17 protein-coding genes and 1 riboswitch are annotated in these 17,435 nt (G+C 71.7%); of the genes, 6 read left to right on the top strand and 11 right to left on the bottom strand.

Annotated elements, in window-relative coordinates; all coding sequences use genetic code 11:
- Positions 1–5 precede the first annotated feature (5 nt).
- From ACZ7M7_RS02055 to thiO, 6 genes are all read right to left on the bottom strand, one after another.
- On the bottom strand, positions 6–494 hold the full coding sequence (locus ACZ7M7_RS02055; protein WP_383623901.1) for a DUF4396 domain-containing protein: 489 nt from the start codon (positions 492–494) through the stop codon (positions 6–8).
- Positions 495–587: 93 nt separating this feature from the next.
- Positions 588–1,490 carry a deoxyribonuclease IV gene (locus ACZ7M7_RS02050; protein WP_472111870.1) on the bottom strand — a complete coding sequence of 301 codons (903 nt, stop codon included), beginning with the start codon at positions 1,488–1,490 and terminating at the stop codon, positions 588–590.
- Positions 1,491–1,561: 71 nt separating this feature from the next.
- Positions 1,562–3,505, bottom strand: coding sequence for a Stk1 family PASTA domain-containing Ser/Thr kinase (pknB, locus tag ACZ7M7_RS02045; RefSeq protein ID WP_472111867.1), 1,944 nt, complete (start codon positions 3,503–3,505; stop codon positions 1,562–1,564).
- Positions 3,506–3,623: 118 nt separating this feature from the next.
- The gene (locus tag ACZ7M7_RS02040; protein WP_383596542.1) at positions 3,624–4,418 is read right to left on the bottom strand and encodes a thiazole synthase; all 795 of its coding nucleotides are present in this window, start codon (positions 4,416–4,418) and stop codon (positions 3,624–3,626) included.
- A gap of 3 nt (positions 4,419–4,421) precedes the next feature.
- Positions 4,422–4,634 (bottom strand): sulfur carrier protein ThiS, encoded by a 213-nt coding sequence (gene thiS, locus ACZ7M7_RS02035; protein ID WP_383596546.1) that lies wholly within the window; start codon positions 4,632–4,634, stop codon positions 4,422–4,424.
- Positions 4,631–5,797: a glycine oxidase ThiO gene (gene thiO / locus ACZ7M7_RS02030; RefSeq protein WP_472111864.1), complete on the bottom strand. Its 1,167-nt coding sequence runs from the start codon at positions 5,795–5,797 to the stop codon at positions 4,631–4,633. The genes thiS and thiO overlap by 4 nt, the downstream gene beginning before the upstream one ends.
- Positions 5,795–5,906, bottom strand: a riboswitch (TPP riboswitch). (Overlaps the previous gene by 3 nt.)
- 52 nt (positions 5,907–5,958) lie before the next feature.
- On the opposite strand from thiO, the gene ACZ7M7_RS02025 reads away from it, so the two are divergent.
- From ACZ7M7_RS02025 to ACZ7M7_RS02000, 6 genes are all read left to right on the top strand, one after another.
- A complete protein-coding gene (locus ACZ7M7_RS02025; protein WP_472111862.1) occupies positions 5,959–6,333 on the top strand; it encodes an avidin-fold protein in 375 nt (124 codons plus the stop codon).
- A gap of 32 nt (positions 6,334–6,365) precedes the next feature.
- Positions 6,366–7,595 carry an NAD(P)/FAD-dependent oxidoreductase gene (locus ACZ7M7_RS02020; protein WP_472111859.1) on the top strand — a complete coding sequence of 410 codons (1,230 nt, stop codon included), beginning with the start codon at positions 6,366–6,368 and terminating at the stop codon, positions 7,593–7,595.
- Between the two features lie 77 nt (positions 7,596–7,672).
- Positions 7,673–8,038 carry an Rv2175c family DNA-binding protein gene (locus ACZ7M7_RS02015; protein WP_383596558.1) on the top strand — a complete coding sequence of 122 codons (366 nt, stop codon included), beginning with the start codon at positions 7,673–7,675 and terminating at the stop codon, positions 8,036–8,038.
- 476 nt (positions 8,039–8,514) lie between these two features.
- A complete protein-coding gene (gene thiE / locus ACZ7M7_RS02010) occupies positions 8,515–9,177 on the top strand; it encodes a thiamine phosphate synthase (RefSeq protein WP_472111856.1) in 663 nt (220 codons plus the stop codon).
- Positions 9,178–9,309: 132 nt separating this feature from the next.
- Positions 9,310–10,233 (top strand): methylenetetrahydrofolate reductase [NAD(P)H], encoded by a 924-nt coding sequence (metF, locus tag ACZ7M7_RS02005; RefSeq protein ID WP_369270483.1) that lies wholly within the window; start codon positions 9,310–9,312, stop codon positions 10,231–10,233.
- Between the two features lie 57 nt (positions 10,234–10,290).
- A complete protein-coding gene (locus ACZ7M7_RS02000; RefSeq protein WP_383623891.1) occupies positions 10,291–11,247 on the top strand; it encodes an SCO2102 family sporulation regulator in 957 nt (318 codons plus the stop codon).
- A 30-nt stretch (positions 11,248–11,277) separates the two neighbouring features.
- Here ACZ7M7_RS02000 and ACZ7M7_RS01995 read toward each other — a convergent pair whose 3' ends face one another.
- The 5 genes from ACZ7M7_RS01995 to ACZ7M7_RS01975 form a co-directional block, all read right to left on the bottom strand.
- Positions 11,278–12,792, bottom strand: a complete 1,515-nt coding sequence (locus ACZ7M7_RS01995) for a phytoene desaturase family protein (protein WP_472111852.1) — start codon at positions 12,790–12,792, stop codon at positions 11,278–11,280.
- A 160-nt stretch (positions 12,793–12,952) separates the two neighbouring features.
- On the bottom strand, positions 12,953–13,567 hold the full coding sequence (locus tag ACZ7M7_RS01990; RefSeq protein ID WP_472111849.1) for a DUF4126 domain-containing protein: 615 nt from the start codon (positions 13,565–13,567) through the stop codon (positions 12,953–12,955).
- Between the two features lie 385 nt (positions 13,568–13,952).
- Complete coding sequence (locus ACZ7M7_RS01985; RefSeq protein WP_328428342.1) at positions 13,953–14,582, bottom strand: TetR/AcrR family transcriptional regulator; 630 nt, start codon at positions 14,580–14,582, stop codon at positions 13,953–13,955.
- Positions 14,583–14,605: 23 nt separating this feature from the next.
- Positions 14,606–16,690, bottom strand: coding sequence for a YhgE/Pip family protein (locus ACZ7M7_RS01980; protein ID WP_472111846.1), 2,085 nt, complete (start codon positions 16,688–16,690; stop codon positions 14,606–14,608).
- The gene (locus ACZ7M7_RS01975) at positions 16,662–17,435 is read right to left on the bottom strand and encodes an ATP-binding cassette domain-containing protein (protein ID WP_472111844.1); all 774 of its coding nucleotides are present in this window, start codon (positions 17,433–17,435) and stop codon (positions 16,662–16,664) included. The genes ACZ7M7_RS01980 and ACZ7M7_RS01975 overlap by 29 nt, the downstream gene beginning before the upstream one ends.

The raw sequence follows: 17,435 nt of genomic DNA, 5'->3' as shown, positions 1-17,435 counted from the left end.
GGCCCTCAGTGGTGGTACTGGTGCACCACCGCATGCCCCTGGCCGCGGCCGATCATCCATTTGTTGACCGGGGTCGTCAGGACGAAGGCGACGGTCAGCGCGATCGCCAGCACCCACCAGAACAGCGGGTCGGCGAGCTCGGCGTCCATGGCGCCCGGCCACAGCACGATCACACCGTTGTCGACCAGCTCCATCACGGCGATGGACAGGGTGTCCGCGGCCAGCGCCACCTTGAGCGCGGCACGCAGGTCGACGCCCGCCTTCAGCACCCCGCGCAGGGTGAACGCGTAGCCGAAGAAGAAGGCCAGGACGATCGCCAGCACCAGGGTCGGCACGTTGCCCCAGCCGAGCGCGGTGCCGATCACCATGCCCAGCACCTCGCCGATGGCACAGCCGGTCAGGCAGTGCAGGGTGGCCCGGACGGCCATCGCCCAGCTGCTGGTCGCGGCCACCTCGGGGTGGTGCGCGTGTGCCGCGTGCGCTTCGTGCTGCATGAGTGCCCCCAATGCCAGGTTACGGTTCCTGCACCGAGCAAGAACCGTATACCCCCCAGGGGTATTCCCAACCCCCTGAGTGGCCTGTCGGGGTCAGGCGTCCCGAAGCTTCTTCAGCCGCTCCACGTCCGCCGCGTGCCCTTCCTTGCCGCCCGGTGTCTCGATGATCAGCGGTACGCCCTCGGTGGCCGGGTGCGTCATCAGCGCCCGGAACGGGTCCTCGCCGATGTGACCTGCGCCGATGTTCTCGTGCCGGTCCTTGTGGGCGCCGACGACGTCCTTGGAGTCGTTGGCGTGGATCAGCTTCAGGCGGCCTTCGCCGACGGTGTCCACCAGCAGGTCGAGCGTCTGGTGCATGCCGGACGGGCCGGTCAGGTCATGGCCGGCGGCGAAGATGTGGCAGGTGTCCAGGCACACGCCCAGCTTCGGATGGGCGTCCAGCGCGTCGAAGTACGGCCCGAAGTCCCAGGTCCGCGAGCAGAGTGAGGAGCCCTGCCCGGCGGTGGACTCCAGCAGCAGGAACGGGTCGTCGTCGTGGGTCAGCTCGTCGAGGAGCGGCAGCATGTGCTCGCGTACCTGCTTCAGGGCGACGCTGCGCTCCCGGCCGCCCGTCGCGCTGCCCGTGTGCACGACCACGCCCAGCGCCCCGATCTCCCGCCCGCGCCGCAGCGAGTGCCGCAGGGACTCCACCGACTTCTCGACCGTCGCCTCGGTGTGCGAACCGAAGTTGATCAGATACGGCGCGTGCACATACGCCGGGATCGCCTCGGCCTCGCACACCGCGCGGAACTCCGCGTCCTGCCGCGGATTCCCGGCCGGCGTGGCCCAGCCGCGCGGGTTGGCGACGAAGACCTGGACCGTCTCGGCCTTGAGGTCATGGGCGTACGTGAGCCCGACGGAACTGAGGCCCCCGGCCACGGGGACGTGGCCGCCGACGGGGTTGCGGGACGGGGCGGCGGGGGCGGGTTCCGAGGTGGCGGACTGCTGGATCTTCACCCGTTCAGGGTGTCATGCCCGCGGCCGGCCAACTGCGATGCCTGCTACCGACCGCCCGCTGGAGCGCCCCGTCACCGGATGGTGATCGTGATCGTCGATCCCTTCGGTGCCGTCTCCCCGCCCTCCACGGACTGCTTCTTGACGGTGTCGCCGAACAGGCCGAGCAGGCCGCGGTCCTCGTCGACCTGGAAGCCGGCGGACTCCAGCGCGGTCGTGGCGTCGTCGACGCTGTCGCCGACCACGTCCGGGACCTCGATCATCTCGGGGCCCTTGGACAGCGTCAGCGTCACCGTGTCGCCCTCGGCGGCCTGCCTGCCCTCCGCCGGCGACTGCTGGGCGACCTGGCCCGCGTCGAACTCGGAGTTGACCCGCGCGGCCGCGACCTTCACCTTCAGGCCTGCCTCCGCCAAGTCGGCCTTCGCGTCGGCGAGGCTCTCACCGGTGACGTCCGGGATGTCGACCGGGGCGCCCTTACTGACGGTGAGTGCGACCGCGGAGCCGGAGCGGACCTTGGTGCCGTTGCCCGGCTCCGAGGAGATCACGAAGCCCCTGGGGACGTCGTCGTTGAACTCCCGGATCACCCTGCCCGGTTCGAGACCGCCGTCCTTGAGCACGGTCCGGGCCTTGTCCAGCTTGTAGCCCTGGAGGTCGGGCACCTTCACCGTCTCCGGTCCCATCGACATGACCAGGTTCACGGAGTCGTTGTGCCGGATGCGGGCGCCCGTGTCCGGGTCCGTGCTGATGACGGTGCCTCGCTTGACGGTGTCGCTGAACGCGCGCTCGACCTTGCCGACCTCGAGCCCGGAGTCCTCCAGCCGGTCCCGGGCCTGTGCCTCGGTCTTGGACAGCAGCGGCGGGACCTTGGTGAACTGGCCGGAGTTGATGTACCAGATGCCGACACCGAGGCCGAGGACCAGCAGTACGGCGGCGACGATGACGAGCGGTCCGCGCGGAGCGCGCGACGTCCGTGACCGGCGCCGGGGCGGCGGGGGCGGCGGCGACTCCAGTCGGCTGGTCCGGTTGAAGACGGCCTCGCGCTCCGGCTCGTCCTCGTTCACCGGCAGCGGCCGCTGGATGTTCAGCGCGCGCGGGATCACGCTCGTACGGTCGTCGGCGTTGCTGTGCTCCGCCGTGAGCGCCTGCGGCGGCACCGCGTCCAGCTGGTCCGCGCTCAGCGCGGCGCGCGTGTCCCGGGCCTGTGCGAGCAGCGCCACGGCGTCGTACGGGCGGATGTCCGGGGTGCGCGCGGTGGCCGAGGCGACCAGCTCGTCGAGCTCGTACGCCAGGCCCGGCACGATCGCCGAGGGCGGCGGGACGTCCTCGTGCAGGTGCTTGTAGAGCACCACGGCGGGGGAGTCCCCGTCGTGCGGCTTGTCGCCCGTGAGCATCTCGTAGAGCACGACACCGCACGCGTACACGTCGACGCGGGCGTCGGCGGCGCCGGGCTGCTCTATCTGCTCGGGCGCGAGATAGGAGACGGTGCCGAGCACGGCACCGGTGGTGCTGGTCACGGTGTCGACGGACCGCACGAGCCCGAAGTCGGCGACCTTGACCCGGCCGTCGTCCCCTATGAGCACGTTCTCCGGCTTCATGTCCCGGTGCACGAACCCGGCGCGGTGCGCGGCGCCGAGCGCGGCGAGCACCGGTTCCAGGATGTCGAGGGCGGCCCGGGGCTGCAGCGCCCCGCGCTCGCGCAGTACGTCGCGCAGGGTGCAGCCCGCGACGTACTCCATGGCGAGATAGACGTACGACCCGTCGGTGCCCTGGTCGAAGACCTGCACCACGTTCGGGTGCGCCAGCCGGGCCACGGACTTCGCCTCCCGGATGAACCGGTCGACGAACACCCCGTCGACCGCGAGGGCGGGATGCATCACCTTGAGCGCGAGCACGCGGTCGAGGCGGGTGTCCACGGCCCGGTAGACCGTGGCCATCCCGCCGACCGCGATCCTCGCGTCCACGCGATACCGGCCGTCGAGCACCTGCCCGACCAGAGGGTCCTGAAGGGTCGTATCCACGCAGGTGAGTGTACGAGCCGACATTGACACGCCTCCCATTTCGGCCAGGATCGGGGCGGGACTGAAGCTGACCTGTGACGGACGCCTCATGGCCGAAGGCTTTCCATCGAACGTGCGTTCAGAATGCGGGGCGCTCCGGGTCCAGCCGCGCCATGCCCCCGACCGGCGACGACGCCTCCGCGAAGTGCCGCATCGGAATCCTCCCCGCCCGGTGCGCCAGCCTCCCGGCCTCCACCGCATGCCGCATCGCGTCGGCCATCAGCACCGGTTCCTGGGCCCGCGTCACCGCCGAGGCGAGCATCACACCCGCGCACCCCAGCTCCATCGCGAGCGCCGCGTCCGACGCCGTACCGGCTCCCGCGTCCAGGATCACCGGCACGCGCGCGTGCTCCGTGATCAGCTGGAAGTTGTGCGGATTGCGGATGCCGAGCCCCGAGCCGATCGGCGACCCCAGCGGCATGATCGCCGCACAGCCGACGTCCTCCAGCTTCCGCGCCAGCACGGGGTCGTCATTGGTGTACGGAAGCACGGTGAACCCGTCGTCCACCAGCGTCTCGGCCGCGTCCAGGAGCTCGATCGGGTCCGGCAGCAGCGTCCGCTCGTCGGCGATGACCTCGAGCTTGATCAGATCCGTACCGAGCGCCTCGCGCGCGAGGCGGGCCGTCAGCACGGCCTCTCCCGCCGTGAAGCACCCCGCGGTGTTCGGCAGCACCCGGATTCCGAGCTTCTCCAGCACCGACAGCACCGAGCCGTGCACCGACGCGTTCACCCGCCGCATCGCGACCGTCGTCAGCTCGGTCCCGGACGCCAGCAGCGCCCGCTCCAGCACGTCCAGGCTGGGCGCGCCGCCCGTGCCCATGATCAGACGGGACGAGAAGGACGTACCCCCGATGACAAAGGGATCGTCGGCCATGGTTCAGCCTCCTTGGACGGCGGTCAGGACCTCGACGCGGTCCCCCTCGGAGAGGGACGTCGACGGCCACTGCGTGCGCGGGACGACGGTTTCGTTGAGGGCGGCGGCCACTCCGGAGGGCGCCGCGGTGAGGGACTTCACGAGCGCGTCGAGAGCCGTGCCCGGCTCGATCTGCCGACGCTCGCCGTTGACCGAGATGGTGACCGGGATGCTCATGCGGGCTGCTCCGTGAGTGCGGCGGCGCCGAAGCGCCTGGGGGTGAAGGCGCGGGCCTCGTCCGGGAGCTCGCCGGTGGTCAGGACGTGTGCCAGGGCGTCGCCGGTGACCGGCGTGAGCAGCACGCCGTTGCGGTAGTGCCCGGTGGCCAGCGACAACCCCTCCAGCTCGGTCGGGCCGAGCAGCGGAGCGTTGTCGGGCGAGCCGGGGCGCAGGCCGGCCCGCGTCTCGGTGAGCGGCAGTTCGGTGATGCCCGGCACCAGCTCGTGCGCGTCGCGCAGCAGCTCGTAGACGCCGCCCGCGGTCACCGTGGTGTCCCAGCCCAGCTCCTCGCTCGTCGCCCCGACGACCAGCTCCCCGCTCTCGCGCGGCACCAGATACACCTGGCTGCCCCGCACCACGGCCCGCACGGTCCGGCTCAGGAACGGCGCGTACCGCTTGGGTACGGTCAGCCGCAGCACCTGCCCCTTCACGGGGCGTACGGGCGGCAGTACGTCGTCCGGGACTCCGGGCACTCGCCCGCTGAGGCTGCCGGCCGCGAGGACGACCTGGCCCGCGCGCAGTTCGGTGCCGTCCGCCGTGGTGACTCCGGCGGCCCGGCCCCGTACTACGTCGAAGCGCTCGGCCCAGGTCCGGTGGAAGACCACTCCGGCCCGCTCGCACGCGGCCACCAGCGCCCCGGACAGCCGCCGCGGGTCGATCTGGTGGTCGCCGTCCACCCGCAGCCCGCCGCGCACACCCGGCGCGAGCATCGGCTCCAGGCGCCGGCACTCGCGCCCGGACAGCCACTCGGAGTCCAGGCCGGACTGGCGTTGCAGGGCGTGCAGGTCGCGCAGATGAGCGCGGTCGTCCGCGTCCAGCGCGACGGCGAGCGTGCCGCACCGGCGGTAGCCGAGGTCATGGCCGGTCAGGTCGGTCAGCTCGGCCACGAAGTCCGGGTAACGGCGGGCCGAGGCGAGGTTCAGGCCGAGCAGGGTCTGCTCGCCGTAGTGCAGTTCCGTGACGGCGGCCAGCATCCCGGCCGCCACCTGGGCGGCGCCGCCACCCGGCTCGGGGTCCACGACTCCCGTCGTGAACCCGCGTTGCGCGGCCCGCCACGCCGTGACCAGGCCGATGATTCCGCCCCCGATGACAAGGACGTCTGACGTTCGCGTACGCGACATGGGCGTCCAGCCCCTCCCTTCGCCGGCATGACCCGGATCAGGTTCGTACGGTCGGAGGCCGCCAGCCTCCCTCTCAGCCCGGTGCGTCCGGGCTCCCGCGAGTGCTCTACGTTGGCCACCCTAGCCCGCCGCCCTAAGTCTCAGTAAGGGAGCCCGCGCCCATGCCCCGCTCGCTCGACGGCCTCGTCCTCGCCCCGGTCGCGGACCAGGCCCCAGGTCAGGTGGGTACGCGCACCCGGTTCACGTACCACGAGAAGGACGGCGAGATCTGGGCCGAGTACACGGGCGGCGACGTCGTACGCGGCCATCTCGTGGGCACCAGGGAGGGCGACCGGCTGGACTTCCGGTACGTGCAGCTCAAGCGGGACGGGACGACATCGTCGGGGCACTGCGTGTCGACGGTGGTCGAGCTGCCCGACGGGCGGGTGCGGCTGGCAGAGAGCTGGGAATGGGAGTCGCAGGCGGGCAGCGGGACCAGCGTGGTGGAGGAGCTTCCGGGCGAGGTTGTGCAGCAGGTCACTGAGCACGCCCCCTGACTGACAAATAGTCAGTTGTCTATGGTGATCAGGTGAGCGAGCAGACGCAGCAACGGGGCACGTCAGCGGCACGCCGCGTGGTCGTCGCCGGCGCGGGCATGGCCGGCGTGCAGACGGCGGTCGCCCTGCGGGAACAGGGCTTCACCGGCACCGTCACACTGATCGGCGCCGAGCCCCACCAGCCGTACGACAGGCCGCCCCTGTCCAAGGCCGTGCTGCTCGGCAAGGCCGAGGGCTCCGCCTTCGACGTCGACTTCGAGGCGCTCGGCGTCGAACTCCAGCTGGGGCGCGAGGTGCTGGGCGTGCGCCCCACCGAGCACCAGCTGGACACCGAGGCCGGGCCCGTCCCGTACGACGTCCTCGTGCTGGCCACCGGCGCCGAACCGATCCGGCTGCCGGGCGCGGAGGGCGTGCCCGGCGTGCATTTGCTGCGCACCCTGGACGACGCCGAGCGGCTGCGGCCGGTGCTGGCCCGCCAGCACGACATCGTGGTGGTCGGGGCGGGCTGGATCGGCGCGGAGTTCGCCACGGCCGCGCGCGAGGCGGGCTGCGCGGTGACGGTCGTGGAGGCCGCCGACCGGCCGCTCGCCGGTGCGCTGCCCGCGGAGGTGACCACGCCGATGGCCGCCTGGTACCAGGACAGCGGGACGGCACTGCGTACGCACGCGCGCGTGGACCGCGTCGAGCCCGGCGAGGTGATCCTCGACGACGGCTCGCGGGTGCCCGCCGGTGCGGTCGTGGTCGGCATCGGGGCGCGGCCCGCCACGGCCTGGCTGGCCGACTCGGGCATCGACCTCGGAGCACACGGAGACGTCGTGGCCGACGAGCGCCTGCGCACATCCGTACCGGACGTCTACGCGGTCGGCGACTGTGCCTCCTTCCCGTCGGGACGGTACGGCGAGCGCCTCCTGGTCCACCACTGGGACAACGCCCTCCAGGGCCCGCGCACGGTCGCCGCGAACATCCTCGGCGAGAGCTCCGCGATCTACGACCCTGTGCCGTACTTCTGGTCCGAGCAGTTCGGCCGCTTCGTCCAGTACGCCGGCCATCACGCCGCCGCCGACACGCTCCTGTGGCGCGGCGACCCGACGGGCCCCGCCTGGACCGTCTGCTGGCTGCGGGGCGACCGACTCGTCGCCCTGCTGGCGGTGGGCCGACCGAGGGATCTCGCACAGGGCCGACGGCTGATCGAGGCGCGCACGCCGGTCGACGCGGAGCTGCTGGGGGACCCGGGACGGCCGATGAAGGCGGCGGTGGCGTAGCACGTCACCCCAACAGGTCCTCCCAGGTGGACCGGCCTGACTTCCGACTGTCAGTGGCAGATGGCAGGCTTGTTTCCGTGACCGAGATTGACGCAAGAACCGATGCTCTCGTCCCCGCCTGGCTCACCCTCCCCGACATCGCCGAAATGCTCGGCGTCGAGGTGACCCGCGTCCGGCAGCTGGTCAAGGAGGGCCAGCTCATCGCCGTACGCCGTGGTGAGAACCGCGCGCTGCACGTCCCCGCCGCCTTCATCGACGAGGACAAGGTCGTCAAGGGCCTGTCCGGGACCCTGACGCTCCTGCGGGACGACGGCTTCACGGACGTAGAGATGCTGGAGTGGCTCTTCACCCCCGACGACAGCCTGCCCGGCACCCCCGCGCAAGCCCTCAGTGAGAATCGCGGCACGGAGGTGAAGCGCCGCGCCCAGGCGCTCGCCGTCTGAGTCCGAACCCACCGATCCGAGCACCGTCCGGCGCACGGGCCGGGGCCGCTCCATGGGCCACGGCCGAGGATGGCTGCGGCCCGAGGCCGGGAGCGGGACGCGCGCGTGGCGCACGGTGGGAGCACCGTGGAGCGGCATGGAGTGGCGTGGAGCGGCGGGGAGAACCTGCCGCTCCCGTTCGGGGCCGTAACCGGCCGCGGCCGGTTACGGCCACCGGCGCGACGGCGTCTGCGCAAGCGCGGGGGTTTCGGCCGCGTCGGCCGGTACCGCGCTGAGGTCGAGGCCGCCGCCGGAGGGAGCCGTCCCAGGGCCCGGGGTCGGGCCTCGCCGTACCGACGGCTGGGCCCGGTGCGACCGCGCCGCGGCCCACCACACCCCACCGCTCCGCGACGTCGCGCACCGCTCCGGCTACCGTGCCACCGTCCGGCACCCGCCCGACGTCACCCGTCCGGCAACCCGACCACAGGGGGCACCGTATGTCCGACACCGTCACCGCAGTCACCGCCCGCGCCCAGCTCGCCGATGCCCGGCTCTACCTCTGCACCGGCGCCCGCAAGCAGCAGGGCGACCTCGCGGAGTTCCTGGACGCCGTGCTGGCGGGGGGCGTCGACATCGTGCAGTTGCGGGACAAGGGCATGGAGGCGGCCGAGGAGCTGGAGCATCTGCAGGTCTTCGCCGACGCCTGCGCCCGGCACGGCAAGCTCCTCGCGGTCAACGACCGTGCCGACGTGGCCCACGTCGCCGGCGCCGACGTCCTGCATCTCGGCCAGGGCGACCTCCCCGTGCCCGCGGCCCGCGCCATCCTCGGCGCCGACGTCCTCATCGGCCGCTCCACGCACTCCGAGGCCGAGGCCTCCGCGGCTTCCGTCCAGGAGGGCGTCGACTACTTCTGCACCGGCCCCTGCTGGCCGACCCCCACCAAGCCCGGCCGCCACGCCCCCGGTCTCGACCTGGTCCGCCACACGGCAGCCCTCGGCACCGACCGCCCCTGGTTCGCCATCGGCGGCATCGACCTCGCCAATCTCGACCAGGTGCTGGAGGCGGGCGCCCGCCGTGCCGTCGTCGTACGGGCGATCACGGAGGCGGACGACCCGGGCGCGGTGGCGGCGGAGTTCGCCAAGCGGCTGCGGCAGGGGTAGCCAGCCCCCCTCGCCCCGCTGGGCACCCCGGATTTGCTGATGTTTGTCCAAGGCGTGGACAACAACCCGGCAAATCGGGCAAATGTCCGGCGTCCGGTTGGGGGACCGGGGCCCCCTGACTAACCTGCGAGTATGGCCCTCGGCACCGCATCCATCAGATCGGACCACGCTCGTACCGTGCGCGAGATGCTCGCGACCGGAAAGACGACGTATTCGTTCGAGTTCTACGCGCCCAAGACCCCGAAGGGCGAGCGGAACCTGTGGAACGCGCTGCGCCGGGTCGAGGCCGTAGGACCCGACTTCGTCTCCGTGACCTACGGCGCGGGCGGTTCCACCCGCGCGGGCACGGTCAAGGCGACCGAGGCGATCGCCTCGGACACCACGCTCACCCCGATCGCCCACCTCACCGCCGTCGACCACTCGGTGGCCGACCTGCGCAACATCATCGGGCAGTACGCCGACGCCGGGATCCGCAACATGCTCGCGCTGCGCGGCGACCCGCCCGGCGACCCGCTGGGCGAGTGGGTGCCGCACCCCCGGGGCCTCGCCTACGCCGCCGAACTCGTCGAACTGATCAAGGCGTCCGGCGACTTCTGCGTCGGCGTCGCGGCCTTCCCCGCGATGCACCCGCGCTCCGCCGACTGGGAGGCGGACGTCCGTCACTTCGTCGACAAGTGCCGGGCCGGTGCGGACTACGCGATCACGCAGATGTTCTTCGAACCGGAGGATTACCTTCGCTTGCGCGACCGCGTATCGGCCGCGGGCTGCGACACCCCGATCATCCCGGAGATCATGCCGATCGCCAGCGTAAAGACGCTGGAACGCATCCCCTCCCTCACCAACGCCGCCTTCCCGGCCGCCCTGAAAGAGCGGATCCTCACAGCCAAGGACGATCCCGCGGCTGTACGCTCCATTGGCATCGAGTTCGCGACGGAGTTCTGCGCGCGGCTGCTGGCCGAGGGAGTGCCCGGACTGCACTTCATCACGCTCAACAACTCCACAGCTACCTTGGAAATCTACGAAAGCCTGGGCCTGCACCACCCACCGCAGGCCTAGACCGGCCGTCCTGATATACGTCACACTGCGTAGGCGGCCACTGGGAGAGGGGCGTACATGGGCTGGACGGTCCTCTACATCGCATTCGGCGTCGTCGCGCTGTGGCTGCTGGGCGAGGTGCTGCTGCAGTACAAGGCGCGGCTGCGCTGGCGGCTGCTCGCCTTCGTCGGGTTCCTCGGCGTCGTGGTCGGGGTGCTGATTCCTTCCGTCATCGTCATCGGTCTGGGCGCGGCGGCGTTCGCGGTCGGCCAGACCTACGTCACGCTGTCGTTCCGCCGCGGCTTCTCGGCCGGCTGGGCGGTCTCCGCGCCGGCCCTGGGCCCGCTGGCCGCCGCCAAGCGGCGCCGCGGTGAGCCCGACCGTCACGAGCCCACCCTCGAGGTCTCCGACCTGGAGGCGGAGGGCGGCTACGCGGGCAACGACGCCAAGTACGGCCAGAACAGCGTCGGTTACAGCGACGACTACGACCGCGACGACGTGTTCACCCCGTCGCGCGCAGGTCAGCCCACCGCCGCCGAGACGACCTCCGTGTATGAGCCCCAGCCCCTGCCGGACGACACGGGCTCCTACGGCATATACGGCGGCGACCCCGCCTACGCCGCCGCCGACCAGAACTACGCGGCCACGGGTCAGCCCCAGGACCAGTACGCGACGGCCGACCAGAGCTATGCGTACGACGGTTACAGCGGCTACGACCAGCAGCAGTACGGCTACGACACCACCGGCCAGCAGCAGTACGCCGCGTACTCCGACCCGTACATCGGCACCCAGACCTACGGCGGCGCCTCCTACGACGCCTATGGCCAGCAGCAGTACAACCAGCAGGGCTACGCCCAGGACCAGTACGCCACCGGCGGCTACGGCGAGACCCCGTCCGGCGGCGTCTGGGTTCCGCAGCAGCGCACCGACGAGGCGTACGGCGGCGAACTCCCGCCCGAGCAGCAGTACCCGTACCAGGGCGACGGCCAGCAGCACGGGCAGGGTCAGGGGTACGACGAGCAGTACCGCTTCTGACGGCCCCGCGCGGCGCCGCTCACACCCGGGTCACTGAGAGCCCCGGAAGTCTGGCCCCTCCACGATCAGTCCCGCCACCAGCGCGCCCGACATGCCGGCGTGGGGGAGCCCGCCGCCCGGGTGGGACCAGCCGCCGACCGTGAACAAACCGGATACGGCCGTGCTGTTGGACGGGTGCAGCAGACGCCCCTTGGCCGCGGCCAGCGCGGGTGCCGGAACCGCTCCGCCCTCCGTGCCGGTCTCCGCCGCGATGTCGGCCGGGGTACGCACCTCGTGCCAGAGGAGCCGGTCGCGCAGGTCCGGCACGGCACGCTCCGCGACCGTGATCAGGTCTTCGGCGTGCCGGTCGAGGTTCTCCGGTTCCGCCCAATTCCGGTCGGGCTGTGCCGGCACCGTCGAAGTGAGCGTGATCGCCTCATGCCCGGCGGCCGGAATCAACGCCGGGTCGTCGGGCCGCAGGACGGTGACCGTCGGTCGCGCGGCCATGCCCCCGGCCGCTCCGAACAGGGCGTCCAACTCGGCCTCACGGTCCGCCGCGTGCACCACCGTGCGGTGCGCCATACCTTCCGGCCGGGCGCCGCGCAGCGCCAGCAGGACCGTCAGACGGCTCGCCGCCCCGCGCTGCGGCGCGACCTCGGCCTCGCCCCGCGGCGCCGTGCCCCGGACGAAGCGGTCCAGCACCCCGGGGGCGACCCCCGAGACCACGAAGTCGGCCTCCACGACCGAACCGTCGGCCAGTTCGAGCCCCGCAGCCCGGCCGTCCTTCTCCAGGACCCCGGAGACCTCCGCGCCGAAGCTGAACTCGACCTTCCGGGCCAGGCACCGCTCGTACACCGCCCGCGCCAACTCCCGTACGCCGCCCCGCACATACCAGATCCCGAACGCGTGCTCCAGATACGGCAGCACCGACGCGCTCGCCGGCGTCTCACGCGGATCCAGGCCGTACGCGAGCGCGTGGCTCTCCAGCAGGGCGACGAGCCGGCGGTCGCGCAGCTCCCAGGCGCCGACCTCGGCGAGGGTGCCGGCCCGGCGCGTGCGCAGGAACCGCTTGTGGGGGACCGCAGGGTAGGGCTCGCGCTCGGCCAGCACCTGCCAGTTCGGCCACAGGGGCTCCTCCAGCAGCGGCCTGCGCGTGCGGTCCCAGGCCTCGCGGGCGCGGACCAGGAAGTCGCCCCACCGGCCGCCCGTACCGGCGCCCAGCGCCTCGTCGAGGGCTGTCACGACACCGGCGCGGGAGGCGTTCGGCACCCGGACCTCGGTGCCGTCCGCGAAGACGTGCCGTGCGGACGGGTCGACCTGGACCAGCTCGACGCACGCCTCCAGGGGCTCCTTGCCGGTCTTGATGAACAGATCGCGGTACACGGCAGGGAGGGGGAGCAGCCCCGGGCCCGTGTCGAACCCGAAGCCGTCGCGCTCGAAGCGGCGCACCGCTCCGCCGTACGTCTCCGTACGCTCGTACACCGCCACCCGGTGGCCCGCGACGGCGAGCCGGGCAGCGGCCGCCATCGCGCCCATCCCGGCGCCGATCACCGCAATCCTTGCCATGCGTGGGACTTTACTTGGGCCTGCTTTGCGATGTTGGCGCCGGTCATTGCGGCTGACCTGCTTGTCTGCTGGGGGTCCGGGGGCTATCCCCGGGAGAATGCAGCATCGGCCGCCACTGACAACGGCTCCCTGACCTCGGGCGCAAGCGCAGGCAGCGGTCTCAGCCGGGCGGTTGACCCACCGCCTGGGCGAGCCGCTTCTCCTCCCGGCGCTCCGCCCTGCGGCGCAGGAAGCGACGGATCCGGGAGACCAGGAACAGGAGCAGCAGGAGCCCGCCGAGCAGCAGGACGCCCGCGATGACCGCCGCTACGACGGGGTAGAAGATCGCGAGCGTGATGAGGGCGCCGACCCCGAGGTCCTCGGCGATGCTCACCACGATGTTGCTGAACGGCTCCGGCGAGGTGTTGACCGCCATCCGCGTGCCCGCCTTGACCAGGTGGCTCACCAGCGCCGTGGAACCGCCGACCGCGCCCGCCGCCAGCTCGGGCAGCGACCCGCTCTGCCCGGCGAGCAGCGCGGCCACGACCGCGCCCGCCACCGGCCGGATCACGGTGTGCACCGAGTCCCACGCCGAGTCCACGTACGGGATCTTGTCGGCGACGGCCTCGCAGAGGAACAGCACGCCGGCCGCGATCAGTACGTCGGGCCGTTGCAGTGCCTCGGGCACCTCGTCGCTCAGCCCTGTCGCGCCGAACACGCCGAGCAGCAGGACCACGGCGTAGGAGTTGATGCCGCTGGCCCAGCCGCTGGTGAAGATCAAGGGAAGTATGGACACGGACGCGATCGTAACCAGTCGGCAACGGCGGGGCTTGGGGATGAGTGCGCAGTTCTGAGTACGCGTACCTAGTCGGTGAGTTGAGTACGCGCGCGGATGGGGCGCGACCTGCCTGAACGAGAGAGTTAGGGCACGGAGAAGGGGATCTGCTCCGGAACCGGCGACACGGGGCGCCGGAATCGGAGCGGCCCCGGATCCGCTCCTTCCGCCGGCCCGGCGTCGGCGGGAGCGAGACGGGGGACCCGGGGGAACGACCGGACGGGGGTCCAGGGGGGACACGGGGGAAAACGGGGGGAGCACGAGAAGGCGCCGGTTCGACAGTGGCCCGCGGGGGACGCGGCCACCGTCGGACCGGCGCTTTCGTGTGCGTACGACGGCTGCTGTGTCAGCGGCGCCCGCTCACCCGGCCCTGCAACAGCCGGGACAGCGCCGAGTGCACGTCGTCCAGGGAGCGCTCCGGCTGGAACGACTTCCAGTCCAGCGCGGCCACCAGGACCATGCCGACCAGGGCGGCGGCGGTCAGCTGGACGTCGATCTCCTCGCTGAACTCGCCGTTGTCCACGCCCTCGCGCAGCACACCCTCGACGACCGCGACGGCCTGCTGCCGGACCACCATCAGCGTGGACTGCCAGGCCCGGTTCGTCCGCCACAGCTCGGCGACGTAGAGCTGGGTGAAGGACGGGTAGCGGTCGATGAAGACCAGTCCCGCGCGGATCATCGCGTCCAGGGCGTCCACCTTGCTGCCGCCGTCCCGCGCGGTCTTCTCGGCCGCCTCCCGCAGGGACGCGGTGAGGAGTTCGACTCCGTGGCGCAGCAGCTCCTCGAAGAGGACCGACTTGCTGGCGAAGTTGTAGTAGACCGTGCCCTTCGCCACCCCGGCCCGTTCGGCGATCTCGTCAACGGTGGTGGCGGAGAAGCCCTGTTCGGCGATGAGTGTGACGGCCGCCTCGTAGAGCTTCTGCCGGGTGGCCTCACGGCGCGTGCTGCCGCCCGACGCGGCGTTGCTGCTTTCCATGGGCCTGATTGTCCCGCGCGCGTTCACAGGGTCAGCTCCGGGTGCAGCCGGTCGAGTGTCCACACCTGCCGGCGGCGGGCCGACAGGGCGGTCAGCGCGAGGGCGGCAGCGGTGAAGGCGACGAGCACCACGCACGCCTGCCACACCGGTTCCAGACCGCCGCCCGTGATGAGCCTCCTGAGCGCCTCCACGACGTAGCTCATCGGCAGGAAGGGATGCAGCGCGTTGAAGAAGCCCGGGCTGGTCTGCACGGGATAGGTGCCGCCCGCGGACGTCAACTGCAGCATCAGGAACGCCAGGACCAGAATCCGGCCCGCCGCCCCGAAGCGCGCGTTCAGCCACTGCACGATCGCCGCGAAGCACGCCGTCACCAGGAACAGGAAGCCCACCGTCCCGGCCGCCCGCACCATCTGCAGCCCGACCGCCCAGTGCAGCACCGACATCAGGGCCACCGTCTGCAGCACCCCGATCGCCACCACCGGCAGCCAGCCGGCCAGCGCGATCCGCCATGCCGAGGCGCCCGCGGCGAGCGCGCGCCGGTTCATCGGCGTGATCACCATGTACGCCACCATCGCGCCCACCCACAGGGACAGCGGGATGAAGTACGGGGCGAATCCGGTGCCGTAGTTGGGCGCCTTGTGCATGTCCCGCGAGACGAGCTGGACCGGGTCGGACATGACCTCGGTGCGCTGTTCGCGCGCCTTCTTGTCGTAGTCGGGGATCTGCTCGGCACCGTCGTGCAGCCCGTCCGAGAGCTTCCCGGAGCCGTCGACGAGCTTGTAGATGCCGCCGTTGAGGTCGACCGCGCCGGACTTGAGCTCGCCCACGCCGGTGTCCAGGTCCGCCGCGCCGGTCTTGGCCGAACCGAGGCCCGAGTGCAGCTTCTTGGCCCCCGCGGCGACCTTGCCGGCCCCCTGGTTCAGCTTGTTGATCCTGCTGACGGCGTCGTCGAGGTCCTCGGAGAGACGCGGTGCGCGGTCGGCGAGCGCCTGGGACTGCTTCTGGAGGGTGGCGAGGTGCTTGTCGAGCTTGGCCAGATCGCCCTTCTGGTCGGTGACCAGCGTGTTGAGATCGTCCGCGATCGTCGCCACGTCCGCGGCCGACTGCTTCGCCTTCTTCAAGTCGGAACAGGCCGGGTCGGCCAGGACCGCGTCCTCGCAGCGCGCCTTGTGGATGACGTTCAGCGCGTCGGAGGCCTTGTGGGCGTTCTCGGCGGCGGCCGGAGCGCGCTCGACCCAGTCGTCGAGGTTGTTGCGGATCGCGCCCGAGGTGTCGGCGACCAGCCGGGCGGAGTCCTCGATGGTCTTCTCGTTGTCCTTCAGGAACGGCCCGATCTTCCTGTCGACCCCGTTGACCCTGTCGGCCAGCGTCTGCGTCCCCTCCGCCACCCGTCTGGAGCCGTCCTCCAGATCGCCCGCGCCGGTGTTGAGCTTCTTCAGACCCGTGGCCAGCTTGCCGCTGCCCTTCTTGGCGTCCTTCAGCCCGTCGGCAAGGTCCTTGGAGCCCTTCTCCGCCTTCCCGATGCCGCCTTCGAGTTTGTCGGCGCCGCTCGCGGCCTTGACCGTCTTGCCGTGGATGTCGGAGAACGAGACGAAGATCTTGTCCAGGAACGACCGCGACGCCTTCGTGGACGCCGCCTCGCGCACCTCACTGAAGACCGTCCGTGAGATCTGCCCGACGATGTAGTTGTTCGCGTCGTTCGTACGCACCTGAAGTGCGCCCGTCTCCGGGGAGTCGCCCGAGCTGGAGGCGATCCGCTCACTGAAGTCGGCCGGCATGGTCAGCGACAGGTAGTAGGTGCCGTTCTCGACGCCCTTCCGGGCCTCGGCGGCACTCACCTCCCGCCAGTCGAAGACGTCGCTCTCGCGCAGCCCCTTGGTGATGTCGTCGCCGGCGGCGAGCTTCTTGCCCTCGACGCTCGCCCCCTTGTCGTCGTTCACGAGTGCCACGGGAATGCGGTCCAGACGTCCGTACGGGTCCCAGAACGACCACAGGTACAGGGCGCCATACAGCAGGGGCAGCACCAGCAGCGCGACCAGGGCGGCACGCGGCAGCTTCCCCCGGCCGAAGCGCCTCAGCTCAAGCGCGGCCAGCCTCGGCGAGCGCATCGGCGGCCTCCTTTCCGTCGGTTTCCTCGAGCGTGGGCGTCTCGTCGGCCGCCCGGGTCGACACCTTGACCGTCCCGTCGGGGGCCTCGCTGCACACCGCCACGACCGTGGTCCCGGCCTCGGCGATCGACTGCAACAGCGCCCAGACCTCGGCCCGTTCGGCGTCCGAGAGCTTGAGGTCGGTGTCGTCGACACCGAGCACGCGCGGGCGTGCGATGAGAGCCAGCGCGACGGACAGCCGCAGCCCCTCCAGCCGCTCCAGATCCCGTACGGCCGTACGCGAGCCCTTGGGCAGGGCGTCCAGGTCGAGCCCCGCCGTTGTCAGCGCGGTGTCGATCCGCTGCCGCTCCTCGGTCCTGCGCTCGCCGCGCGGCCGCAGCAGCCCGCGCAACGAGTCGCCGAACCGCCGCTGCAGCAGCGCCCGTTCGCGCAGGTGCTCGGCGACCGTCAGGGCCGGGTCCAGGTCGGTCACACCCGGGACATGGGCCAGGGCGCTGACGCGCCGTACCGCCGCCATGCGCTTGGGCAGCCCGGCCGCGCCGACGGTGGCGGACCCCTCGGTGGGCTTCATCCGCCCGGTGAGCGCGAGCAGCAGACACGTACGGCCCGTGCCGGACGGCCCTTCGATCGTGATCAGCGAGCCGGCCTCCGCCTCGAAGGAGACCCCGCGGAATGCCCATCCGCGGGGCCCTTCGAGGCCGAGACCCCGGGCCGTGACGCCGGCCGCGGCCACGGTTCCCCCCAT

Source organism: Streptomyces sp. NPDC111606, assembly GCF_055656945.1.
This window is presented reverse-complemented; position numbering and strand designations above follow the sequence as displayed.

Bases quoted from the DNA above. Each gene is read 5' to 3' on its own strand.
- thiS (WP_383596546.1), bottom strand. From the start codon at position 4,634: ATGAGCATCCCGGTCACCATCTCGGTCAACGGCGAGCGTCGGCAGATC.
- ACZ7M7_RS01980 (WP_472111846.1), bottom strand. From the start codon at position 16,690: ATGCGCTCGCCGAGGCTGGCCGCGCTTGAGCTGAGGCGCTTCGGCCGG.
- ACZ7M7_RS02055 (WP_383623901.1), bottom strand. From the start codon at position 494: ATGCAGCACGAAGCGCACGCGGCACACGCGCACCACCCCGAGGTGGCC.
- ACZ7M7_RS02000 (WP_383623891.1), top strand. From the start codon at position 10,291: ATGGGCTGGACGGTCCTCTACATCGCATTCGGCGTCGTCGCGCTGTGG.
- ACZ7M7_RS02025 (WP_472111862.1), top strand. From the start codon at position 5,959: ATGCCCCGCTCGCTCGACGGCCTCGTCCTCGCCCCGGTCGCGGACCAG.
- metF (WP_369270483.1), top strand. From the start codon at position 9,310: ATGGCCCTCGGCACCGCATCCATCAGATCGGACCACGCTCGTACCGTG.
- thiO (WP_472111864.1), bottom strand. From the start codon at position 5,797: ATGTCGCGTACGCGAACGTCAGACGTCCTTGTCATCGGGGGCGGAATC.
- thiE (WP_472111856.1), top strand. From the start codon at position 8,515: ATGTCCGACACCGTCACCGCAGTCACCGCCCGCGCCCAGCTCGCCGAT.
- ACZ7M7_RS01985 (WP_328428342.1), bottom strand. From the start codon at position 14,582: ATGGAAAGCAGCAACGCCGCGTCGGGCGGCAGCACGCGCCGTGAGGCC.
- ACZ7M7_RS01995 (WP_472111852.1), bottom strand. From the start codon at position 12,792: ATGGCAAGGATTGCGGTGATCGGCGCCGGGATGGGCGCGATGGCGGCC.
- ACZ7M7_RS02040 (WP_383596542.1), bottom strand. From the start codon at position 4,418: ATGGCCGACGATCCCTTTGTCATCGGGGGTACGTCCTTCTCGTCCCGT.
- ACZ7M7_RS01975 (WP_472111844.1), bottom strand. From the start codon at position 17,435: ATGGGGGGAACCGTGGCCGCGGCCGGCGTCACGGCCCGGGGTCTCGGC.